This is a genomic window from Roseateles sp. YR242 (genome assembly GCF_900109745.1).
Taxonomy (GTDB): Bacteria; Pseudomonadota; Gammaproteobacteria; order Burkholderiales; family Burkholderiaceae_C; genus Roseateles.
On sequence record NZ_FOAV01000004.1, the window covers coordinates 199477 to 219747 of the forward strand.

The 20271-nt window shown below is 67.1% G+C and carries 20 protein-coding genes; 4 read left to right on the top strand and 16 right to left on the bottom strand.

From position 1 onward, the window contains the following. Positions 1 to 52: 52 nt before the first annotated feature. From ccmI to BMY53_RS10580, 15 genes are all read right to left on the bottom strand, one after another. Complete coding sequence (gene ccmI, locus BMY53_RS10510) at positions 53 to 982, bottom strand: c-type cytochrome biogenesis protein CcmI (protein ID WP_092946272.1); 930 nt, start codon at positions 980 to 982, stop codon at positions 53 to 55. Next, the gene (locus BMY53_RS10515) at positions 979 to 1476 is read right to left on the bottom strand and encodes a cytochrome c-type biogenesis protein (protein WP_404947867.1); all 498 of its coding nucleotides are present in this window, start codon (positions 1474 to 1476) and stop codon (positions 979 to 981) included. Before BMY53_RS10515 ends, ccmI begins: the two co-directional genes overlap by 4 nt. Continuing rightward, entirely contained in the window at positions 1473 to 1991 is a 519-nt protein-coding gene (locus BMY53_RS10520) for a DsbE family thiol:disulfide interchange protein (protein ID WP_092946274.1), read from the bottom strand. The genes BMY53_RS10515 and BMY53_RS10520 overlap by 4 nt, the downstream gene beginning before the upstream one ends. Further along, positions 1991 to 4165: a heme lyase CcmF/NrfE family subunit gene (locus BMY53_RS10525; RefSeq protein ID WP_092946276.1), complete on the bottom strand. Its 2175-nt coding sequence runs from the start codon at positions 4163 to 4165 to the stop codon at positions 1991 to 1993. Before BMY53_RS10525 ends, BMY53_RS10520 begins: the two co-directional genes overlap by 1 nt. After that, the gene (gene ccmE / locus BMY53_RS10530) at positions 4162 to 4623 is read right to left on the bottom strand and encodes a cytochrome c maturation protein CcmE (RefSeq protein WP_092946278.1); all 462 of its coding nucleotides are present in this window, start codon (positions 4621 to 4623) and stop codon (positions 4162 to 4164) included. The genes BMY53_RS10525 and ccmE overlap by 4 nt, the downstream gene beginning before the upstream one ends. After that, the gene (locus BMY53_RS10535; protein ID WP_092946280.1) at positions 4620 to 4883 is read right to left on the bottom strand and encodes a hypothetical protein; all 264 of its coding nucleotides are present in this window, start codon (positions 4881 to 4883) and stop codon (positions 4620 to 4622) included. Before BMY53_RS10535 ends, ccmE begins: the two co-directional genes overlap by 4 nt. After that, a complete protein-coding gene (gene ccmC, locus BMY53_RS10540; RefSeq protein WP_177200822.1) occupies positions 4880 to 5683 on the bottom strand; it encodes a heme ABC transporter permease CcmC in 804 nt (267 codons plus the stop codon). Before ccmC ends, BMY53_RS10535 begins: the two co-directional genes overlap by 4 nt. A 61-nt stretch (positions 5684 to 5744) precedes the next feature. Then, positions 5745 to 6497 carry a heme exporter protein CcmB gene (gene ccmB, locus BMY53_RS10545; RefSeq protein WP_092946282.1) on the bottom strand — a complete coding sequence of 251 codons (753 nt, stop codon included), beginning with the start codon at positions 6495 to 6497 and terminating at the stop codon, positions 5745 to 5747. Next, positions 6494 to 7210, bottom strand: coding sequence for a heme ABC exporter ATP-binding protein CcmA (gene ccmA, locus BMY53_RS10550; protein ID WP_092946284.1), 717 nt, complete (start codon positions 7208 to 7210; stop codon positions 6494 to 6496). The genes ccmB and ccmA overlap by 4 nt, the downstream gene beginning before the upstream one ends. Then, positions 7207 to 7863 (bottom strand): cytochrome c3 family protein, encoded by a 657-nt coding sequence (locus BMY53_RS10555; RefSeq protein ID WP_092946286.1) that lies wholly within the window; start codon positions 7861 to 7863, stop codon positions 7207 to 7209. Before BMY53_RS10555 ends, ccmA begins: the two co-directional genes overlap by 4 nt. An 85-nt stretch (positions 7864 to 7948) precedes the next feature. Further along, on the bottom strand, positions 7949 to 8434 hold the full coding sequence (locus tag BMY53_RS10560; RefSeq protein WP_092946584.1) for a nitrate reductase cytochrome c-type subunit: 486 nt from the start codon (positions 8432 to 8434) through the stop codon (positions 7949 to 7951). Between the two features lie 94 nt (positions 8435 to 8528). Beyond that, positions 8529 to 11024: a periplasmic nitrate reductase subunit alpha gene (gene napA, locus BMY53_RS10565; protein WP_092946288.1), complete on the bottom strand. Its 2496-nt coding sequence runs from the start codon at positions 11022 to 11024 to the stop codon at positions 8529 to 8531. Between the two features lie 105 nt (positions 11025 to 11129). Then, positions 11130 to 11537 carry a chaperone NapD gene (locus BMY53_RS10570; RefSeq protein WP_177200823.1) on the bottom strand — a complete coding sequence of 136 codons (408 nt, stop codon included), beginning with the start codon at positions 11535 to 11537 and terminating at the stop codon, positions 11130 to 11132. Positions 11538 to 11710: 173 nt separating this feature from the next. Next, positions 11711 to 11890 (bottom strand): periplasmic nitrate reductase, NapE protein, encoded by a 180-nt coding sequence (gene napE / locus BMY53_RS10575; protein ID WP_092946292.1) that lies wholly within the window; start codon positions 11888 to 11890, stop codon positions 11711 to 11713. Positions 11891 to 12403: 513 nt separating this feature from the next. Then, positions 12404 to 12739: a DciA family protein gene (locus BMY53_RS10580; RefSeq protein ID WP_092946294.1), complete on the bottom strand. Its 336-nt coding sequence runs from the start codon at positions 12737 to 12739 to the stop codon at positions 12404 to 12406. A 259-nt stretch (positions 12740 to 12998) separates the two neighbouring features. Between BMY53_RS10580 and secA the strand changes: the two genes are divergently transcribed. From secA to argJ, 4 genes are all read left to right on the top strand, one after another. Further along, entirely contained in the window at positions 12999 to 15755 is a 2757-nt protein-coding gene (gene secA, locus BMY53_RS10585; protein WP_092946296.1) for a preprotein translocase subunit SecA, read from the top strand. Between the two features lie 280 nt (positions 15756 to 16035). Next, positions 16036 to 16599 carry a PEP-CTERM sorting domain-containing protein gene (locus BMY53_RS26350; RefSeq protein ID WP_255370133.1) on the top strand — a complete coding sequence of 188 codons (564 nt, stop codon included), beginning with the start codon at positions 16036 to 16038 and terminating at the stop codon, positions 16597 to 16599. 40 nt (positions 16600 to 16639) lie between these two features. After that, entirely contained in the window at positions 16640 to 17215 is a 576-nt protein-coding gene (locus BMY53_RS26355) for an FxDxF family PEP-CTERM protein (protein ID WP_092946300.1), read from the top strand. A 172-nt stretch (positions 17216 to 17387) separates the two neighbouring features. Further along, the gene (argJ, locus tag BMY53_RS10600; RefSeq protein WP_092946302.1) at positions 17388 to 18617 is read left to right on the top strand and encodes a bifunctional glutamate N-acetyltransferase/amino-acid acetyltransferase ArgJ; all 1230 of its coding nucleotides are present in this window, start codon (positions 17388 to 17390) and stop codon (positions 18615 to 18617) included. A gap of 84 nt (positions 18618 to 18701) precedes the next feature. Here the strand turns inward: argJ and BMY53_RS10605 are convergent, their stop codons facing one another. After that, positions 18702 to 20180, bottom strand: coding sequence for a hypothetical protein (locus tag BMY53_RS10605; protein ID WP_092946304.1), 1479 nt, complete (start codon positions 20178 to 20180; stop codon positions 18702 to 18704). Between the last annotated feature and the right edge of the window lie 91 nt (positions 20181 to 20271).

A 20271-nucleotide genomic window follows, 5' to 3' on the forward strand; every position in this document is an offset into this window, starting at 1 on the left:
TGAGCGCATCACGGTGGTGTCACGGTGGCATCTTGGCCGCATCACAGTCGCATCAAAAACGCGTCACGGACGAGGCTGCAGGACGGACATCGCTGGCTGCAGCAGGAGCAGCGGCCGATGGCGTACCGAGCGCCGCCAGATCGGCACTGACCCGCGCGGCCAGGTCGGAGCCCGGCTCCAGCACCGTCAGCAGCCGGCCCCAGTGATGGCGCGCCTGCGCCAGATCGCCCCGCGCAGCAGCGGCCGTGCCGGCCAATGCCAGTGCCTTGGGCTGATTCGGGTCCAGTGCCAGCGCCGCATCAATGGCCTCCAGGGCCGGCCCGGTGAGAGCGCCAGCTTGCGCGGAGCCGAGCGCATCGGCCAGATCCGCATTCAGCTTGGCGCGCAGCCAGGCCTGATCCGGCGCTGAAGCCAGCACGATCGCGCGGCGGTAGGCCTCACTGGCGTCGCCATAACGCTCCATCACTTCCAGCGAACGTGCCAGCACCATCCAGCCCTCCAGGTCGGCCGGTTGCTGCTTCAGGCGCTGGGTGAGACGCTCGACCATGCCATTCACATCGGCACCTTCCACCGGGTGAGGCGGCACCGTTGGCTGGACGGCGGCAATGGCGGCGCGCGGGTCGCCGACCTGCAGATACAGCGCCAGTGCGGCCAGCGGAAGGCCAAAGCTCAGCACCGCGGCAACACCGATGCGTGTCCATCCCGCCGAGAACCAGCGGGCCGGGCGTGGTGAGGCGTCGGGCTCGCCCAGGCATTCGATCAATTGCTGGTCCAGCTCGCGCTGTGCTTGAGACAGCGCATCGCCGTGCAGCGCCTGCCGCAGCTCCTGGCGCCGCGTGAGGAACAGGGAGCGCATGCGGTCTTCGTCGGCCTGTTTGTTGGCCGCAGTGCCGCCTTCGCGCAGCAACACGAACAGCAGCGTGCCCAGAACCACCAGCAGCAGGGCCAGGGCGCAGGCCCACAGGGGCAGGATGTCAGTCATGGCGCAATGCTTTCATCGACGCGGCGCTCACCCAGAAAGCGCTGCAGGCGCTCCTGGTCTTGCGGCGTCGGCGGGATGTCGGTGGCTTGGTGGCGACGAAGCGCCCGTACCAGCACCACCAGACCGGTCAACGCAATCAAGAAGGGCCCCAGCCACAGCAACCAGGTGGAGGGGCGCCAGGGTGGGGTATAGCTGACAAACGCCCCGTAGCGTTGCTCGAAGAAGGCGATGACCTGCGCATCCGACCGTCCGGCCTGCAATTGTTCACGGATGACGGTGCGCATGTCCGCCGCCAAGGGCGCGTTGGATTCCGCCAGACTCTGGTTCTGACAGACCACGCAGCGAAGTTCGTGCGCAAGGCGAAATTCGCGGGCGGCGAGCGTGTCGCCACTGGGCGCTGGCGTGGCTGCGGGGACCGACCCGATCCATAGCGCAGCCATCATGGCCCCCACCATCCAGCGCCACGACATGCGCAACGGCCGACTGCCGCTCATTGCAGGCTCCGGATGACCGGCATCAGCCGCTCACGCCAGATGGCCTCCGTGACGGGCCCCTGATGGCGGTAGCGAATGCGCCCTTGCGCATCGATCACGAAGGTCTCCGGAACGCCTTGCACGCCGTAATCCATGCCCACGCGGCCATCCGCGTCCACCGCCGAGGCGCGATAGGGATTGCCGATGTTGGTCAGCATCGCCTGCGCCGCCTCCGGCTTGTCCTTGTAGTTCAACCCATAAACGGTGACACCGTCCAGCTGAGCCCACTGGCGCAGGCCGGGCAACTCCTCGCGGCACGGGCCACACCAGGAGGCCCACACATTGAGCAGCCAGACATGGCCGCGCAATGCGGTGCTGGAGAGCTGTTGCGACGGGTCGCCAAGCAGCGGGCGCTGGAACTCCGGGGCCGGCTGGTCCAGCAGCACGGAGGGCAAGGCGCGCGGGTCCCGCGTGAGGCCCATGGCCAGCATCAGCACCAGGGCCACCACGGCTGCGAGTGTGATGAAGATGCGCATCACAGACCTTCCTGGCGCAGAGAAGCGCTACGGCCGTTCGCCGGCAACGCTTGCAGCGCAGGCCGGGGCGCCAATACCGGAAGGGGCGCTGGAATAACGCCTGGACTGACGCCAGGACTAAAGCCCGGGGTGACGTCCGGACCGACGTCTGGATTGGCGGCCGCGCTGACGTCCGCCCGCGTCGGCGCGGGCCGCTCACGGCGTGCCAGCCGATAACGGCGGTCCGCCACGGCCAGCAACCCACCCAGTGCCATCAGCCCGGCCCCCGCCCAGAGCCAGGCCATGCAAGGCTTGACCTGCAGCCGCATGCCCCAGCGGCCGTCCTCGGTCGGGTCGGCCAGCACCACGAACAGGTCGCGCTGCACACCGGTGGTGATGGCGGGCCAACTGAGGGCGGTGCCGTCCGCGCGGAATACCCGCTTTTCCGGATGAAGCGTGGCGAGGATCTCGCCGGGGGAAGCGCTGCGGGTGACGGTAACCGTGGCGCGCACGCTGTCGTAGTTCGGGCCTGCGACCGTGTCGAAACCCTTGAGGTGGAAGCTGAAGCCTGCAACGTCGGCGGAGCCGCCTGTGGGGAGCTCGATTTCCCGGCGTTCCTCAAAGCCGCTCGCAAAGGTCACGCCCAGCACAAACACCCCGACGCCAGCATGCGCGGACAGCATGCCCCACCAGGAGGCGGGTTGCCGACGCATGCGTTGAAGCAATCGCCGTGCCGGGGATGCGTCGTCGCTGATGTCGGATGGCCGCAGCCGCTGCCAGGCGTGCGCCAGCGTTGAGCCCAGGCACCATGCGCCCAGCACCACGCCAAAGGCCGCCAGTGGTGTCCAGCCGGTAGCGTCGCGGCCCACGGTCACGCTCACGACCACTGCGCAGCCGCCACTGAGCACCACGGCCCACCGCATCTGACGGCGCAGGTCCGGCCAGGGGGCACGTTTCCAGCGGGCGAGTGGGCCGATGCCCATCAGCATCAGCGCCGGCACCACCAGGGGCAGGAACACGGCCTCGAAGTAAGGCGGGCCCACCGAGATCTTGTCGCCGCGCAGGACATCCAGGGCCAGCGGATACAGCGTGCCCAGCAGCACCGCGAGCGCGGCGGAGGTGAACAGCACGTTGTTCACCAGCAGCAGCGACTCCCGCGAGACCATGCCAAAGCGGCCACCCGCGCCCACGGCGGACGACCGCCACGCAAACAGCAGCAGCGAACCGCCCACCACCAGGGCCATCAGCACGAGGATGTACAGGCCGCGGCCGGGGTCCACGGCAAAGGCGTGGACCGAGGTCAGCACGCCGGAGCGCACGAGGAAGGTGCCCAGCAGGCTGAGCGAGAACGCCGCAATGGCCAGCAGTGCAGTCCAACTGCGGAAGGCCGCACGCTGGTCGGTGACGATCAACGAGTGCAGCAGCGCCGTGCCGGTGAGCCACGGCATGAAGGAGGCGTTTTCCACCGGGTCCCAGAACCACCAGCCGCCCCAGCCCAGCACGCTGTAGGCCCAGGCGCTGCCCAGCAGGATGCCCACGGTGAGAAAGCTCCAGGCCAGCAGCGTCCAGGGGCGGGACCAGCGCGCCCAGGCGGCATCCAGCCGGCCGGTGAGCAGCGCCGCGATGGCGAAGGCAAAGGGCACGGCAAAACCCACATAGCCCATGTAAAGCAAGGGCGGGTGGGAGACCATGCCGGGGTCCTGCAGCAGCGGGTTCAGGTCGCGGCCCTCAGGAGCCGCCGGCAGCAGGCGGGCGAAGGGGTTGGAGAGTGCCAGCAGGAACAGCAGCATGGCCACCCCCATCCAGCCCATCACCGCCAGCACGCGCGCCGCGAACGGTCCGGGCAACTGCTGGCTGCGCCAGGCCACGGCGCAGCCCCAGCACGACAATAGGGTCTGCCACAGCAGCATCGACCCTTCATGGCTGCCCCAGGTGGCCGTGAAGCGGTAGATCCAGGGCAGCTCGCGGTGGGTGTTCGCCGCCACATACAGCACCGAGAAGTCGGACTGCACCGCCGCATGGGCCAAGACACCGAAGGCCAACAGGCACAGCAGGCATTGCAGCACGGCGCAGGGCCGTGCCAGCCGCATCCAGGCTTCCACGCCCCAGGTGGCCCCCGCCAGCGGCAGGGTGCTCTGCACCACCGCCACGAGCAGCGCCAGGATGAGCGCAAAAACACCGAGTTCCGGCATCATGGCTGCAACCCCTTCTGATTCTGGCCAACGCCGTTTCGGTGGGCATCGGCCAGTGCGGCGGCGGCCTCGGGCGGCATGTAGTTCTCGTCATGCTTGGCCAGCACTTCGGTGGCGACGAAGTTGCCGTGCTCGTCCAGCCGGCCCGCAGCCACCACGCCCTTGCCCTCCTTGAACAGGTCGGGGAGGATGCCCCGGTACTGCACCGGCACACGTTGCACCTGGTCGGTCACCACGAAGCGCACGGTCATGCCATCTCCGCCGCGCTGCAGCGATGCGGGCTCGACCAGCCCACCCAGACGGAATGCCGCCTGGCGGGGTGCTTCCCGGGCATGGACCTGCGAAGGACTGAAGAAGAACATGACGTTCGCGTTGAGTGCGCGCAGCACCAGCGCGGTGGCCGTGGCCAGCGCGGCCAGGGCCAGCACGATCATCAGCAGACGACGGTGGCGGGGCTTCATGGCGAATGCGCCTCGGTGGAGGCCGTGGAGATCCACGGGGTGTTGCCCATGGGCCGGCCGGCATCCATGTCGCGAGCCATGTCCCCATCCATGTCGGCGTCCATGCCGTCGTCGCCATCGGCATCCCCGCTGCCAGGGGGCCACGTCTCGCCATCGGCATGCCCCTGGTGACGGCGCTGTTGCGCCAGCAGCATCAGTTCGGCCAGGACCAGCAGCGCAGGGATGGCGTAGCCCAGGAGCAGGAAGTCGGTATGGCTCATGATGTCGATTCCAGAGTGGCTTCGGCAGGCGCATCGGCACGTGCCTGCAGCGCGGCCCGCTGCCCGATCAGCACGCGGACGCGGGCCAGCGTCGCGGCGGCGGCGTAGGCCCAGCAGGCCAGCGTCATCAGCAACAGGCCGGCGAGCATCGTGCGGGTCATGCTGGGGGCGGCATCGAAGCGGATGGAGGCGCCCTGATGGAGCGTGCTCCACCACTGCACCGAGAAGTAGATCAGCGGGATGTTGATCACACCGGCCAGCAGCAGCACCGCGCCGGCCGTGTCGGCGCGGCGTGGGTCTTCGATGGCTTCCACCAGCGCCATGTAGCCGAGATAAAGAAACAGCAGCACCAGTTCGGAGGTCAGACGTGCATCCCAGACCCACCAGGTGCCCCAGGTGGGTTTGCCCCAGACGGCACCGGTCCAGAGTGCGATGACGGTGAACACCGCGCCAGTGGGCGCCAGTGCCCGCGCCATCAGCGGCGAGGACTTGGTTCGGTAGACCAGGCCAAGGCCGGCATGCAGCGCTGCCGCCAGGTAGAGCAGCATGGACATCCAGGCGGCCGGCACATGCAGGAAGATGAGGCGATAGACCTCGCCCTGCTGGTGGTCGGTGGGCGCCACCATGAAACCCAGCCAGAGCCCGGCGATGGCCAGCACGGCGGCCACCGTGAACAGCACGGGGATGCGCGGGCCGGCCCAGCGGTACAGCACCTGCGGTGCCGCGAGCTGCCGCCAGCGGGGCAACACCCGGCGTGCGTGTGAGGGGCCAACGGGCGCCGTCCGGTCCAGCACGGTCATGCCGCCTCCTTTGTGCAGGGAAACGGCGCCGCCTGTGCGGCTGGTGTTGTGAGGGTGAACATCATTCGACCGCCATCTTCAAGGCCACGCTGGCGCCCCAGAGCCCGCAGACCGCTGCCACCAGCAAGGAGGCCAGCAGCAGGCTGAAGTGGACCGTGGTGTCCATGCCCTGCTCGGCCGCCGCCACCGCGCTGCTGCCAAAAACCAGCGTGGGCACGGCCAGGGGCAGCACCAGCAGCATCAGCAACACGTGGCCCCGCAGCCCCAGGGTCAACGCCGCACCGAGTGCGCCGAGCAGCGAAAGCGTCGGGGTGCCGAGCAGCAGCGCAAGCGCCAGCGTGCCGATGGCCGCAGGGGACAGGCCGTATTGAAGCGCCAACACCGGGGCGACGATGACCAGCGACAGGCCACTGAACAACCAATGGCTGCAGACCTTGGCCATCACCACGGCCAGCGCCCCGGCCGGCACCAGCAGCCACTGCTCCAGGCAACCGTGTGCGAGGTCGGCCTCGAAAAGGCGGTACTGCGACACCATCATCGACAGCAGGGCCGCCACCCAGAGCACACCGGGGCCGAGCGCCTTCAGCAGTGCGGCATCCGGAGGAACGGCCAACGGAAACAGGGCGCCCACCACCAGGAAGAACATGAGCGCACACAGCACATCGGACGGGCGGCGCAGGGTTAGCAGCCATTCGCGCTGGATCAGCGCAAAGACCCTGGCAGCCGGGCCGGGCACTGAAGGCGGCGGTGCGGCGCCTGTGGGCAAGGCGGCCGGTGCAGGTCGCTCGTCGGTCGCGTGTACGGCGGTGTTCATGGGGTCAACACATCAGTGGTCTGACGTGCGCTGGACACGGCGGCGGTCAGCCTGAGCGTGTGATGGGCGGGGGCCGGTAACGGCTGATGGGTGGCGATGACTGCGGCGCCGCCGCTGGCCAGATGGCGGTGCAGCAGCTCGGCAAACATGGCTTCGCCTTGGGTGTCCAGCGCGTTGAGCGGCTCGTCCAGCAGCCACAACCTCCCAGGAGCGAGGCTCAGCCGGGCCAGAGCCAACCGGCGTTGCTGGCCTTGCGAGAGCCGCCGCGCCGGCATGTTGGCGCCATGGGCCAGACCGACCCGGGCCAGTGCCGCCTGGGTGGATGCCTGGTGGGAAGCAGGGGCCGCCCCCGCCGCCGACCTGGGGCCGCCTTCCATTCTCAACCCCAGCATCAGGTTCTCCCGGGCGGTCAGTTCCGGGCTCAGCCCATTGTGGTGGCCCAGATAGGCGCGGTCGGGCCTTTGGTCGGCGGCCACGCAGGGAGCGGCCGGGCCGGTCAGCGAGCCGGCCTCCACCGGAACCAGGCCGGCCAGCACGCGCAGCAGGCTGCTTTTTCCGCTGCCGTTGGCGCCTTGGAGTTGGGTCACCTCACCGGGCTCCACCGAGAAGCTGATGTCGCGCAGCAGCAGCCGGCCACCGCGCCGCACGCAGACCCGCTGCACCAGCAGCAACGGGCCGGGGGCGGTGGGCGGCAGTGGCCGGGCAGGCGTCATGGCTTCTGCGCCTCCGGCATGGTGTGCGCCTCATCCTTGCCGGGGACCGCCTGCCCGGCGGTGTCCGTTGGGGATTCGCCGGGCGGGATATGTGGCAGGTGATGCGCGATGCCCTTGTGGCAGTCGATGCAGGTCTTTTCCTTGCTGGCCAGATAGGTCGAGTGCATGTTCTGCGCCCGGATGCTCTGCCGGGTGAAGTCCATGGAGTCGTAGTTGTGGCAGTTGCGGCATTCCAGCGAGTCGTTGGCCTTGAGCCGGGCCCACTCGTGCTGGGCCAGTTCCAGCCGCTTGTCCACAAATTTCTCGCGGGTGCTGATGGTGCCGAAGATCTTGCCCCAGACCTCCTTGGAGGCCTGCATCTTGCGGGCAATCTTGTCGGTCCAGTTGTGCGGCACGTGGCAGTTGGAACAGATCGCACGGACACCTGAGCGGTTGGTGTAGTGGATGGTGCTCTTGAGCTCGGCGTAGACGTTCTCACGCATCTCGTGGCAGCCGGTGCAGAAGGCCTCGGTGTTGGTGAGCTCCATGGCGGTGTTGAAGGCACCCCAGAAGATCACCCCGCCGATGAAACCGCCCAGGGTGAGAAAGCCCAGGCTGAAATGCACGCTGGGGCGGCGGATGACTACCCAGTAGCGCTTGAGGAGTTGCAGCATGTGGTGGTCCTGCAGCCGATGGCTGTAATGACGTTGAGGCGGTGGTGGCGGTCACGGCATGAAGGCGGCCGCCTGGCGCGCCCCTTCATTTGCGCGCAGGCGCCGCCGGGCGGTTGCCGGTGGGCGACTGCTGGATGACGGTGTCGATGTCCTGGAAGGTATTGGGCACGATCGGCTGCACCGGGTCCTGCGGCACATGGCACTGCATGCAGAAGTAGCGGCGGGTGGAGACCTGGCCCAGCGGGTGGCCATCCCGATCGATGTAGTGCGTGATGCTGACGGGCACCGCCTGGGACACTGTGGTCTTGGCCCGTGCATGGCAGTCCAGACACTTGTTGAAGTTCTTGTCGATCTGGTAGCCATCCACCCGGTGCGGAATCACCGGCGGCTGCTGCGCGTAGTTGCGGGTGCGGCGCAGGTCGTCATTCACCTGGTTGCCCATCACCGGGGGCTTGGTGGAATCCGGGATGGCGGTGGGGCCACGGGCGGCATCGACCAGCGGCTGCGGCCGGGCCTGCTGGGGTGCGGCGGCGATGCCGGCCATCAGGCCCATGCACAGGGCGCCGGTCATTGCACAACCAATGGCCAGCTTGCGCAGGGCGGCACGCCATAAACGGGGGGCGCTCATGATTGAATTCCTTTGCTTGGAGGGTCACCCGGCAGGGTCACGCCACTTTCTTGATGCGGACGGCACACTTCTTGAAGTCGGTCTGCAATGAAATCGGATCGGTCGCGTCCAGCGTCACCTTGTTGATGAGCACGCTGGCGTCGAACCAGGGCACAAAGACCAGACCCTGTGGCGGTTTGTTGCGCCCGCGGGTCTCGACCCGGGTCCGCATGCGGCCGCGTCGCGACTCGATTTCCACTTCCGAGCCGCGCCGCACGCCCAACGCCTTGGCGTCGTCCGGGTGCATGTAGCAGTAGGCATGGGGAACGGCGCGATGCAGCTCCGGCACGCGCCGGGTCATGGAGCCGGAGTGCCAGTGCTCCAGCACCCGCCCGGTGGAGAGCCAGAACGGGAAGTCCTTGTCAGGTGCTTCGGCCGGGGGCTCGTAGGGCAGGGCGAAAATCACCGCCTTGCCGTCCGGATGCCCATAGAACTGGAAGCCAGTGCCGGCCTTCACGTAGGGGTCCTCGCCCTCGCGGTAGCGCCAGCGGGTTTCCTTGCCGTTGACCACCGGCCAGCGCAGCCCGCGGGCGGCGTGATAGGCGTCGAACGGGGCCAGGTCGTGCCCGTGGCCGCGTCCGAAGCCGGCGTATTCCTCGAACAGGCCTTTTTGCAGGTAGAAGCCGAAGGCCTGCGCTTCGTCGTTGCGGTAGGCCTTGTCCACCTCGGCCATGGGGAAGCGGTCCACCTGGCCGTTGCGAAAGAGCACTTCATACAGCGTCTTGCCGCGCAGCTCGGGTTTCTTGTCGATCAGCTCCTTGGGCCACACCTCCTCGACGGTGAAGCGCTTGGAGAATTCGACCAATTGCCAGAGGTCGGAGCGGGCCTCGCCGGGTGCGGTGACGAGCTGATGCCAGAAATGGGTGCGGCGTTCGGCATTGCCGTAAGCCCCTTCCTTTTCTACCCACATCGCGGTGGGCAGGATCAGGTCGGCCGAGATGGCGGTGACGGTGGGGTAGACATCGGAGACGACCACGAAGTTTTCCGGGTTGCGATAACCCGGATAACCCTCTTCCATCATGTTGGCGCCGGCCTGCATGTTGTTGTTGACCATCACCCAATAGGCATTGAGCTTGCCATCCTTGAGCATGCGGTTTTGCAGCACCGCATGAAAACCGGGCTTGGGCGGGATGGTGCCCTCCGGCAGCTTCCAGTGGTGTTCCGCTTCGGCACGGTGCTTGGGGTTGGTCACCACCATGTCGGCGGGCAGGCGGTGGGAGAAGGTGCCCACCTCGCGTGCCGTGCCGCAGGCTGAGGGTTGGCCGGTGAGCGAGAAGGGGCTGTTGCCTGGCGTGGAGATCTTGCCGGTCAGCAGATGGATGTTGTAGACGAGGTTGTTGGCCCAGGTGCCGCGGGTGTGCTGGTTGAAGCCCATGGTCCAGAACGACACGACCTTGGTTTTGGGGTCCGCATAGAGCTCGGCCAGTGCCTTGAGCCGGTTCTTGGGAACACCGGTCAGATCGGCGGTGTAGTCCAGGTCGTACTTGCTGACGAAGCGGGCGAACTCGTCATAGGTGATGAGTTTGGCGCCATTGGGGTCGCCAGCATTCTTGGCCGCCTTCTGCAGCGGGTGCTCCGGGCGCAGGCCGTAGCCGATGTCCGCATTGCCTTGCTTGAAGTTGGTGTGCTTGTTGACGAAGTCCTTGTTGACCCGGCCCGTCGTGATGATGTGGTTGGCGATGTAGTTGAGGATGGCCAGGTCGGTCTGTGGCTTGAAGGTCAGCTCGATGTCGGCCAGTTCATAGGAGCGGTGCTCGAAAGTCGAGAGCACGGCCACCTTGACATCCGGGCCGCTGAGCCGGCGGTCGGTGACGCGGGTCCACAGCACCGGGTGCATCTCGGCCATGTTGGATCCCCACAGCACAAAGGCAGTGGCGTTCTCGATGTCGTCATAACAGCCCATGGGCTCGTCCATGCCGAAGGTGCGCATGAAGCCGGTCACGGCGGAGGCCATGCAGTGGCGGGCGTTGGGGTCGATGTTGTTGGAGCGGAAGCCGGCCTTCATCAGCTTGACGGCGGCATACCCCTCCCAGACCGTCCACTGCCCGGAGCCGAACATGCCCACAGCCTCCGGGCCTTTGGCCTTGAGCACGCGCTTGAACTGCTCGGCCATCACATCGAAGGCCTTGTCCCAGCTGACGGGTGCGAACTCCCCGTCCTTGGCGTATTGGCCGTCCTTCATGCGCAGCAGCGGTGTGGTCAACCGGTCCGCGCCGTACATGATCTTGGAGAGGAAGTAGCCCTTGACGCAGTTGAGGCCGCGATTGACTTCAGCCTCCGGGTCGCCCTGAGTGGCGACCACGCGGTTGTTCTTCACCGCCACCTGCACGCCGCAGCCCGTGCCGCAGAAGCGGCACGGGGCCTTGGACCAGGTGAGGGAGGAGGCGTCTGCATAGGCATTGCCCGTCTGGGCCAGCGCCTGCACCGGGATGCCGGCAACGGCGCCGGCCGCAGCGGCGGCGGAGTTGCGGACAAAGTCTCGACGGGTGCTCATGGTGGGGTCCTTGTAGAAGTCCTGGTTGGCCCTGTTCGGTCCTGGGGGGTCCTGTTACCGTGACCCGACGGGCCGAGGGGCTGGAGGGAATGACAGGGCCTGCGCTCAGGGCTGGGGCGCCGCTTGAAGCGCGGGAGTGACGGGCGGGGACCGTGAGGCGCAGGGCGTGCGAGCGGCCTGGTCGCCGGTCTCATTGCTGGCCTTATCTCTGGTCTCATTGCTGGCCTCACCGCTGGCCTCTTCATCCGGCTCGATGGCCTGGAACACCAGCGCCACGTTGATCACCTGGTCCAGTTGCTGGATGGCGCCGACCTGATCGAGGATCTCCCCGCTGGTGCCGCCTTCCAGGGTGACCACCAGCTTGCCGGCCGAAGAGCGGCCGTGCAGCTGGATGGGGGGCATGCGCGCCAGCAGCGTGGCCACCGCGTCCACATGGGACGGCAAGGTGTAGATGATCGCGCTGGCGATGTGGATCTCTGGGGGCATGGCGCTGTCCTGTGGTGGCAGTGGCATGGCGCCCTTCGCCTGGCGCATGCGCGACAGGCGCGGCCGTGAACGCACCGCTGGGCGGGCAGCGCAGGGCTGACGCGACGCAGGAGTGCGAGACGGATGGGCGACACAAGCGTGGCCTGCAACCCGATCGGTCGTCAGGCGGGAAGCGTGCGGGCGGCGTTGCCCGCTGCGGCTCAACTGCCGGGGGGCCCGGCAAACAGCTGATAGATCCAGACCGTGAAGCCGTAGCCGGCAACAAAGACGACGGACAGGACGGGCGCCATCACGGCAGCCAGCACAATGAAACTTCGGGATTCCTCGGCGCGGGTGGACGGCGCTGCCAAGGACGGCTGGGACGATTGGGAATGCGACATATGGACTTCTCCCTGAAGGTCTACGGCCTGGGACCATGGCTGGTCGCGGCTGACACAAGGTTTCAAGGTCGGGCCAGCGGCAGCACAGTCGTGACTTATTACCGGTTTGACGACTAGGGTTATAGCGTTCGCATGAAGACCGTGTCAACGCTGTCAGGGCAGGACGCTGCGGCAGCGTGTGGCGCTTTTTCCGGGGCCCTTCTGCGGCAGGGGCCATTGGGCAGCTGAGCAACTCGGCTTCGTACAACATGACCCGGACAGTGTCGGGGCCCCACGACGATGCCGATGTGCGATTCCGTCAAGGCAAATGCACACCCTTGGTGCGGTTGTCATTTGCTTGCGCATCAGCAACAAATGAAGACGACAGGTCCAGGGCCGGTGAACTGACGGAGGCTGTGCAGGTGAGTGGCCGTGAGTGGCCCTTGGCATGGCTCGATACGCTATACACATGCGAGCCTGTTCCGCAATGGCCGCAATGGCAAGAGGTGCCGGAGGGCCCGGCGCCGCAGGCGTTCAGGACTGCCGCACGCGGATCCGGAGCTCACCTTCCAGCAGCAGCCCCTGCTCTTGCAGCAGGCGCAGCAGCACGGGCTGCATGTGGCGCAGCTTGGTGGCGATGGCCGCGTTATGGGCCACGACGGTCCAGCCCTGGTCGTCCAGCGTGCCTGCCTGTACGAATTGGCGCATGCCTGCGGGCAGGGCCACGCTGATCACGGCCAGGTGCCGTTGCGAGGCTTGCAGGCGTTGGCCCAGCTGGGCCAGGGTGCCGTGGCGCGACACGGCCTGCCCGAAATCCATGGGTTCCGGAGCCGCTGGCTTGGGCCGGGGCGGCAGATAGCGCGTGGTCATGCCGGCAGTGTAAGGGCATGTACCGCGCCACACCTGCCGCCCTTGCCCTTCCGGCCGGCCCCGGGCCCGAAAGTCCGGGTGCTAAACTCCGCCGGCTTTTCTACGCGTGGATGCTGCGGGGCGTGTGCCCGGCCGCTGCTGTCCAGAGACGAGCCCGGAAGGAAGTGCACGCCGCCAGTTCGCGGGGCTTGCAATGCTCCTGCGTGGCCCCCATCTGACGGCATCCCGTGTATCCACGACAAGAACACCATCCGCCTTCATGTTGCCCAAGCTTTTGACCCAGATTTTTGGCAGTCGCAATGAGCGGCTGCTCAAGACCTACCGCAAGGTCGTCCAGCAGATCAACGCGCTGGAGTCCCAGTACGAAGGTTTGAGCGACGAGCAACTGCGCGGCAAGACCGAAGAGTTCAAGGCGCGCATCGCCGCCGGCGAAACGGTGGATGACCTCCTGCCGGAAGCCTTTGCCGTCTGCCGCGAAGGCAGCAAGCGCGTCCTGAAGATGCGCCACTTCGATGTGCAGCTGATCGGCGGCATGGTGCTCAATGGCGGCAAGATTGCCGAAATGCGCACCGGTGAAGGCAAGACGCTGATGGCCACGCTGCCTGTCTACCTGAACGCGTTGACCGGCAAGGGTGTGCACGTGGTGACGGTGAACGACTACCTGGCGCGTCGGGACGCCGAGTGGATGGGCCGCCTGTATACGTTCCTGGGTCTGTCTGTCGGTATCAACCTGCCGCACGCCCCGCGTGACCAGAAGCAGGCCGCCTACGCTGCGGACATCACCTACGGCACCAACAACGAATACGGCTTCGACCACCTGCGTGACAACATGGTCTACGAGGTGCAGGACCGCGTTCAGCGTGGCCTGGCCTACGCCATCATCGACGAGGTGGACTCCATCCTGATCGACGAGGCCCGCACGCCGCTGATCATCTCCGGCCAGGCCGAAGACCACACGGCGATGTATCACGCCATCAACCAGGTCGCCCCCAAGCTCAAGCGCCAGATCGGCGAGCTGGACCCGCGTACCGGCGAGGGTGTCATCGATCCGGGCGATTTCACGGTGGACGAGAAATCCCACCAGATCTACCTGACCGAAGACGGTCACGAGAACGCCGAACGCCTGCTGTCCGAGACCGGCCTGCTGAGCGAGGGCGCCAGCCTGTACGACGCGGCCAACATCACGCTGATGCATCACATGTATGCATCGCTGCGCGCCCACCATATCTATCACCGTGACCAGCACTATGTGGTGCAGAACGGTGAAGTCATCATCGTGGACGAGTTCACCGGCCGCCTGATGACGGGCCGCCGCTGGAGTGACGGCCTGCACCAGGCGGTTGAAGCCAAGGAAGGCGTGCAGATCCAGGCCGAGAACCAGACCATGGCCTCGGTGACCTTCCAGAACTACTTCCGCATGTACGGCAAGCTGGGCGGCATGACCGGCACGGCCGACACCGAAGCCTACGAATTCCAGGAAATCTACGGCCTGGAAACGGTGGTGATTCCGCCCAACCGCCCGACCGTGCGCCGCGACGAACTCGACCTGGTCTACAAGACCAACGACGAAAAGTACAAGGCCGTCATTGAAGACATCCGGGACTGCCACAAGCGTGGCCAGCCGGTGCTGGTGGGCACCACCTCGGTGGCCAACTCCGAAATCATCGCGGAGATGCTGGTCAAGGTCGGCCTGCCGCACAACGTGCTGAACGCCAAGCAGCACGCCCGTGAAGCGGACATCATTGCCCAGGCTGGCCGCCCGGGTGTGATCACCATCGCCACCAACATGGCGGGCCGCGGTACCGACATCGTGCTGGGCGGCAGCATCGAGAAGGAAGTCTCCGCCGTGGAGGCGGACGAGTCCCTCTCCGAAGCCGACAAGCACGCCCGTATTGCCACCCTCAAGCAGGAGTGGCAGGTGCTGCACGAGCAGGTCAAGGCCGCTGGCGGCCTGCGCGTGGTCTCCACCGAGCGCCACGAAAGCCGCCGTATCGACAACCAGCTGCGTGGCCGCTCCGGCCGCCAGGGCGACCCGGGCTCCTCGCGCTTCTACCTGTCGCTGGACGACCAGCTGATGCGCATCTTTGCCGGTGACCGCGTGCGCGCGATCATGGACCGGCTCAAGATGCCCGAGGGCGAAGCCATCGAAGCCGGTATCGTCACCCGCTCCATCGAAAGCGCGCAGCGCAAGGTCGAGGCGCGCAACTTCGACATCCGCAAGCAACTGCTGGAGTACGACGACGTCTCCAACGACCAGCGCAAGGTCATCTACCAGCAGCGCAACGAGATCCTCGAAGCGCAAGACCTGCTGGCCCAGATCACCCACCTGCGCCAAGGCACCCTGACCGATGTGGTCCGCGGCTTCGTGCCGGAGGAGAGCCTGGAAGAGCAGTGGGACCTGCCCGCGCTGGAGCGTGTGCTGAAAGACGAGTGGCTGCTGGATGTGCCGCTGACCGAGCTGCTCAAGAACAGCGAGTCCCTGACGGACGAGGACATCCTGCAGAAGGTCATTGCCGCCGGTGACGCTTCGTTCCAGGACAAGCTGGACCGCGTCGGCCTGGAGCAGTTCACCCCGTTCATGCGCATGGTGCTGCTGCAGAGCATCGACCAGCATTGGCGCGAGCATCTGGCCTCGCTGGACTACCTGCGCCAGGGCATCCACCTGCGCGGCTACGCCCAGAAAAACCCGAAGCAGGAATACAAGCGCGAAGCCTTCGAGCTGTTCTCGCAACTGCTGGACACGGTCAAGACCGATGTCACCCGCATGCTGCTGAAGGTGCGTATCCAGAGCGAGGCCGAAGCCAGCGCAGCGGCGGACGCCATCGAGCAGCGTGCCGAGAGCGTCAGCAACGTCACCTACACCCACCCGAACGAAGACGGCTCGATTTCCCAGGAGCCGCAAGCGGCTGCTGGCCCGGCCGCCGTACCGGCCGAGTGGGGCCATGTGGGCCGCAACGACCCCTGCCCCTGCGGCAGCGGCAAGAAGTTCAAGCAGTGCCACGGCAAGCTGGCCTGACGCGACACCACACCTGACCCTGCTGGATCTGCGGCGCCTTCGGGCGCCGCTTTTCATCGCCCCTCCGTGCCGGACATCGGCACCGTGCGTGCATCGGAATTGTTGTTTCCTGCCCACCGATGTGCATCCGGGGACAGACAGTTGCCCCGGGATGTGTGCTTTATCACACCAATCGCACAGGCGAGGGGGCGTCCCCCCGCAGCGCGGGGGACGCGGAAGGGCCACCCCTCTATACAGTGCAAGCAAGACCCGCCCCTCCGGGCCTCTCCACAGCACTGCCATGAACCTCATTGCCCGTCTGACCCTTGCCGCGGCCCTGGCCGTTGGTGCCGCCGCCGCCCACGCCGCGCCGGTGACGGCCGCCCAATCGGTGGCCCTGCAGGCGAGCAAGACCTCTTCCACCCTGACCGCCGGTTTCACCTCGGTGCACACGGTGGCCGGCGAGTTCGTGGACACCTTCACCTTCACCGGTGCCAGCGGTCTGGCAATGGTCAATGGCAGCCTGGCGGCCATCGGCTCGACGCAGTCGCTGGACATCGACTTCATCACCGCCCTGATCAACGGCGTGAGCTACACCATCACCCGCAGCGCGCTGGGCGGCAACCCCGACGGGATCGAAATCGCCAGTCTGCTGAACACGGCGCTGACCACGCCGCTGGTGCTGACCATCCACGGCTATGCCGGCGCCGGCCTGGCCGCTGGCACGGCCATCAACGCCAGCTACTCCGGCACCATCAACGTCACGCAGGTGCCGGAACCGGCCAGCATGGCGCTGGCTGCCGTCGGTTTGATGGGGCTGGTGTTTACGCGCCGCCGTAAAACAGCACAATCCCAACCGGTCTGAATCAGACCAATCCCGAGACACGCCGTACCAAGGACGCCTCATGCAACGCCTGATTTCCCGCCTGATCCCCGTCATCGCCGCCAGCGTGATGGCGCTGACCGCCACTGCCGGCCAGGCTGCCACCTCGTCGCTCTTCCAGGATCAGGACGTGGTGCTGACCAGCGGCGCCGGCACGAGCTACACCGGTGCCACCTTCACCACGCATTCCGATGCTGGCAGCTTCCTGGACACCTTCCGGCTCACCGCCACCAGCAGCTCGCTGGTCGAGATCTTGCTGATCACCACCGGCGCGTCTGACGACCAGAGCATCTCGTTCACCAACGCCTGGCTGAACGGCGCGGCGATGACCATCAACACCTTCGACAACGGTGACGGCTCGCACACCAGCTTCGCCTACCTGTCGCAGGACGGCCTGGTGGGTGACCTGGTGCTGACCGTCGAGGGTTATGCCGGCGGCTCCCTGGCGGCCGGCACCAGCATCGCGGCCACCTATTCCGGCGTGTTCAACCTCGTGCCGGCCGCCGCTTCGGTGGTGCCGGAACCGCAGAGCGGCACCTTGATCCTGGCCGGCCTGGGTGCCATGGGCCTGGTCGCCGTGCGTCGCCGCAAGGTCTGACACCTTCCCGCCACGCGTTCTGCCGGAGGCGTTTCGCCTCACAGCACCGCACAGAGGCCTCGCATTGCGAGGCCTTTTTCATTGGTCCGGGCGGCGCTCCTACAATGCGCGCGTCTGCACGGCCCCCAGCGCATCGGGTGCCGATCTCATTTCTTCTCAGAGCTGCACTGCCATGCCTGTCAACCTGACCGCTCCCGATCCCCAATCCCTGCTGCCCGTGCCCGGCGTGCGGCTGGGCGTCACGATGGCGGGGGTCCGCAAGGCCAACCGCCGCGACCTGACCGTGGTGGCGCTGGACGCCGGTGCCAGCGTGGCCGGTGTGTTCACCCGCAACCGCTTCTGCGCTGCGCCGGTGCAGGTGTGCCAGGAACACCTGGCCAAGGACACGGACATCCGCGCGCTGGTGATCAATACCGGCAATGCCAATGCGGGCACCGGTGCGGACGGCCTCGCCCGGGCGCGCCAGACCTGCGACGCGCTGGCAGGCTTGCTGCAGCTGCAGCCGCAACAGGTGCTGCCGTTCTCCACCGGCGTGATCATGGAGACGCTGCCGGTGGACCGTATCGTCGCGGGCCTGCCGGCCGCCATTGCCGCCCTGGGGGCGGACCAGTGGGGCGAGGCGGCCGCCGGCATCATGACCACGGACACCCTGCCCAAGGCCTGCTCGAAGCAGGTGGTGATCGGCGGCAAGACCGTGACCCTGTCCGGCATCTCTAAGGGCGCGGGCATGATCCGCCCGAACATGGCCACCATGCTGGGCTTCGTGGCCACCGACGCGGTCATCGCGCCGGAGCTGCTGCAGCCGCTGGTGCGTGAGGCGGCGGATCTGTCGTTCAACCGCATCACCATCGACGGCGACACCTCCACCAACGACTCCTTCGTTTTGATCGCTACCCACCAGGCCGGTCATGCCCCCATCACCTCGCTCACCAGCGAAGAAGGTCGCCTTCTGCGTGACGCGCTGGTGTCGGTCTCCCAGCAACTGGCCCAGGCCATCGTGCGGGACGGTGAAGGCGCCACCAAGTTCATTTCGGTGGTGGTGCAGGGCGGCAGGGACGAGGAGGAGTGCCGCAAGGCCGCCTACGCCATCGCCCACTCGCCGCTGGTCAAGACGGCGTTCTTCGCCAGCGACCCCAACCTGGGTCGCATCCTGGCGGCCGTGGGTTACGCCGGTATCGACGATCTGGACCAGGGCCTGATCGAGCTGCACCTGGACGATGTGCACGTGGTCACCCGGGGGGGCCGCCGTCCCGAATACCGGGAAGAGGATGGCCAGCGTGTGATGAAGCAAAGCGAGATCACGGTGCGGGTGGGCCTGAATCGCGGCCCGGCAGAAACCACCGTGTGGACCTGCGACTTCAGCCATGAGTACGTGACCATCAACGCGGACTACCGTTCCTGACAGGGCGGCCGGTACCGCCCACGCGGCTCAGACGGTCTTGCTGACTGAGGCCCGGGTTCTGGTCTGAACCCGGGCCTTTGTCTTTCAGAAATCGACCGCCCGCGCCCGCATGCCGCGCGCCAGCAGGGTGGCATTGATCAGTTGTGCCTCTTCCCGGCTTCCGAAGGGCCAGACGGCGGCGCGCCAGCCCTCCTTGGTCTGGAAGACCGCGCCGTTGACCGTGTGGCCGCCACCGCGAAGTGTGTCGCCCACCATCTCTTGCAACTTGGCCAGTTGGGCTTCAGCCTCCGGCTTGGTCTTTTGCGGCAACCCCACCAGCGCCACCAGCTTCTCGCCGGGCGCGCTGCGTTTAATCATCTGGCTCAGGCCGGTGTCGTCCACCTTCAGACGCTGCTCGGCCTCCGAGGGCGCGGAGGCGCCGGACTTGGACGAACCAACCTTTTCCTTGGATGCGTCCTCGGGCGCCTTCTCCGTGGCCTTCTCTGTGGCCTTCTCGGTGCCCTTTTCAGGTGGCTTCGGCGCTGGCTCCACGCCGGCATGCAGAGGCGGGCGCCCGCCATTGTTCCGGGGTTTGCCGAAGGGCAGGTCCACGGACCCACTGGCGGCGAGGGCGGCTGCAGACGCTGCCGAGGCCGCTGCCTCTGGTGCCGAAGCCGCGTCGGAGGCGGCGGCCAAAGGCGCCGATGCAGCCCCTTCGGCAGCCGCCGCTGAGGCGGCCGATGCCCCATCCTGGGCGGCGGACGCTTCCTCGGCGGCTGCGGCTGCATGGGCGGCCTCCGATGCTGCAGCGGCCGCAGAGGCTGCAGATGCTGCAGATGCCGCCGAAGCTGCTGCAGCGGCAGCTTCATCCGATTCCTTGGAGGACGCAGGCCAAAGCGCCCAGATGAGCAGTGCCAGCAGCACCACGGCCACCGCAGCCACGGCACCCAGCCGGATCGGGTCCAGCGCACGCCGGCCCAGCACCTTGTCCCGCCGCCCGATCAGCACGCGCGTGCGGGCTGGCCCGGCGTCGATGGCCGCACTCAGCAGCACCAGTTCCATGGGCCAGGCACCGCTTTGGTTCGCGCCGCCCGATTCCAGTTCACTGTTGCTGATATCAACACGCCGCAACGGCAATTCATCCGGCGCACTGGTGAACCCGTGGTCCAGGGCCATGGCGGCCACCTGGTCCGGCTTCAGGCCCGGGATGAAGGACTCGCTCCAGGCTCGTCGGGGGCCGCCGGTACCGGCCTTGGCCCGTTGCCAGGGCCAACGGCGCTTGGGCGGCGCTGCGGCGGCCTGGGCAGGCGCCTCGGCACCACCCGCATCCAGGCTGGGTTCCTTGGGCAGTGGCTGCGCCAGGAAGGGCAGGGCGACCGCGCCCACCGTGTGCACGTCCTGCACATGAATGCGCCGCGCCAGCGGATGCTTGTTGTGCCAGTTGACCAGCAGCCAAGCCACCGCATCCGGTGCCGGGCCCTCCCACGGCGTCGCGGGCGCACCGGCTCCTGCGGGCCCAACGGGCGCTACGGACTCGGCGGGCGGCGGCGGCGTGTCGGCACTGGGCGGTGGTGTCTCATCCATGGCCCAGGATTATGGCGGCCGCTTGCAAGCAGGCATGGGACTTGTATGGTGTAAATAGGGAAGCTCTGCACAACACGCCCAGCAACGCCGA

What these genes read in the sequence shown, in the direction of transcription:
- BMY53_RS10535 (WP_092946280.1), bottom strand. Translation starts at nt 4,883, where the DNA reads ATGAGCCATACCGACTTCCTGCTCCTGGGCTACGCCATCCCTGCGCTG.
- BMY53_RS10580 (WP_092946294.1), bottom strand. Translation starts at nt 12,739, where the DNA reads ATGACCACGCGCTATCTGCCGCCCCGGCCCAAGCCAGCGGCTCCGGAA.
- BMY53_RS10570 (WP_177200823.1), bottom strand. Translation starts at nt 11,537, where the DNA reads ATGCCACTGCCACCACAGGACAGCGCCATGCCCCCAGAGATCCACATC.
- ccmE (WP_092946278.1), bottom strand. Translation starts at nt 4,623, where the DNA reads ATGAAGCCCCGCCACCGTCGTCTGCTGATGATCGTGCTGGCCCTGGCC.
- ccmI (WP_092946272.1), bottom strand. Translation starts at nt 982, where the DNA reads ATGACTGACATCCTGCCCCTGTGGGCCTGCGCCCTGGCCCTGCTGCTG.
- argJ (WP_092946302.1), top strand. Translation starts at nt 17,388, where the DNA reads ATGCCTGTCAACCTGACCGCTCCCGATCCCCAATCCCTGCTGCCCGTG.
- napA (WP_092946288.1), bottom strand. Translation starts at nt 11,024, where the DNA reads ATGAGCACCCGTCGAGACTTTGTCCGCAACTCCGCCGCCGCTGCGGCC.
- BMY53_RS10560 (WP_092946584.1), bottom strand. Translation starts at nt 8,434, where the DNA reads ATGACCGGCGCCCTGTGCATGGGCCTGATGGCCGGCATCGCCGCCGCA.
- ccmA (WP_092946284.1), bottom strand. Translation starts at nt 7,210, where the DNA reads ATGACGCCTGCCCGGCCACTGCCGCCCACCGCCCCCGGCCCGTTGCTG.
- secA (WP_092946296.1), top strand. Translation starts at nt 12,999, where the DNA reads ATGTTGCCCAAGCTTTTGACCCAGATTTTTGGCAGTCGCAATGAGCGG.
- ccmB (WP_092946282.1), bottom strand. Translation starts at nt 6,497, where the DNA reads ATGAACACCGCCGTACACGCGACCGACGAGCGACCTGCACCGGCCGCC.
- BMY53_RS26355 (WP_092946300.1), top strand. Translation starts at nt 16,640, where the DNA reads ATGCAACGCCTGATTTCCCGCCTGATCCCCGTCATCGCCGCCAGCGTG.
- BMY53_RS10555 (WP_092946286.1), bottom strand. Translation starts at nt 7,863, where the DNA reads ATGCTGCAACTCCTCAAGCGCTACTGGGTAGTCATCCGCCGCCCCAGC.
- BMY53_RS10525 (WP_092946276.1), bottom strand. Translation starts at nt 4,165, where the DNA reads ATGATGCCGGAACTCGGTGTTTTTGCGCTCATCCTGGCGCTGCTCGTG.
- ccmC (WP_177200822.1), bottom strand. Translation starts at nt 5,683, where the DNA reads ATGACCGTGCTGGACCGGACGGCGCCCGTTGGCCCCTCACACGCACGC.
- napE (WP_092946292.1), bottom strand. Translation starts at nt 11,890, where the DNA reads ATGTCGCATTCCCAATCGTCCCAGCCGTCCTTGGCAGCGCCGTCCACC.
- BMY53_RS10515 (WP_404947867.1), bottom strand. Translation starts at nt 1,476, where the DNA reads ATGAGCGGCAGTCGGCCGTTGCGCATGTCGTGGCGCTGGATGGTGGGG.
- BMY53_RS10520 (WP_092946274.1), bottom strand. Translation starts at nt 1,991, where the DNA reads ATGCGCATCTTCATCACACTCGCAGCCGTGGTGGCCCTGGTGCTGATG.
- BMY53_RS26350 (WP_255370133.1), top strand. Translation starts at nt 16,036, where the DNA reads ATGAACCTCATTGCCCGTCTGACCCTTGCCGCGGCCCTGGCCGTTGGT.
- BMY53_RS10605 (WP_092946304.1), bottom strand. Translation starts at nt 20,180, where the DNA reads ATGGATGAGACACCACCGCCCAGTGCCGACACGCCGCCGCCGCCCGCC.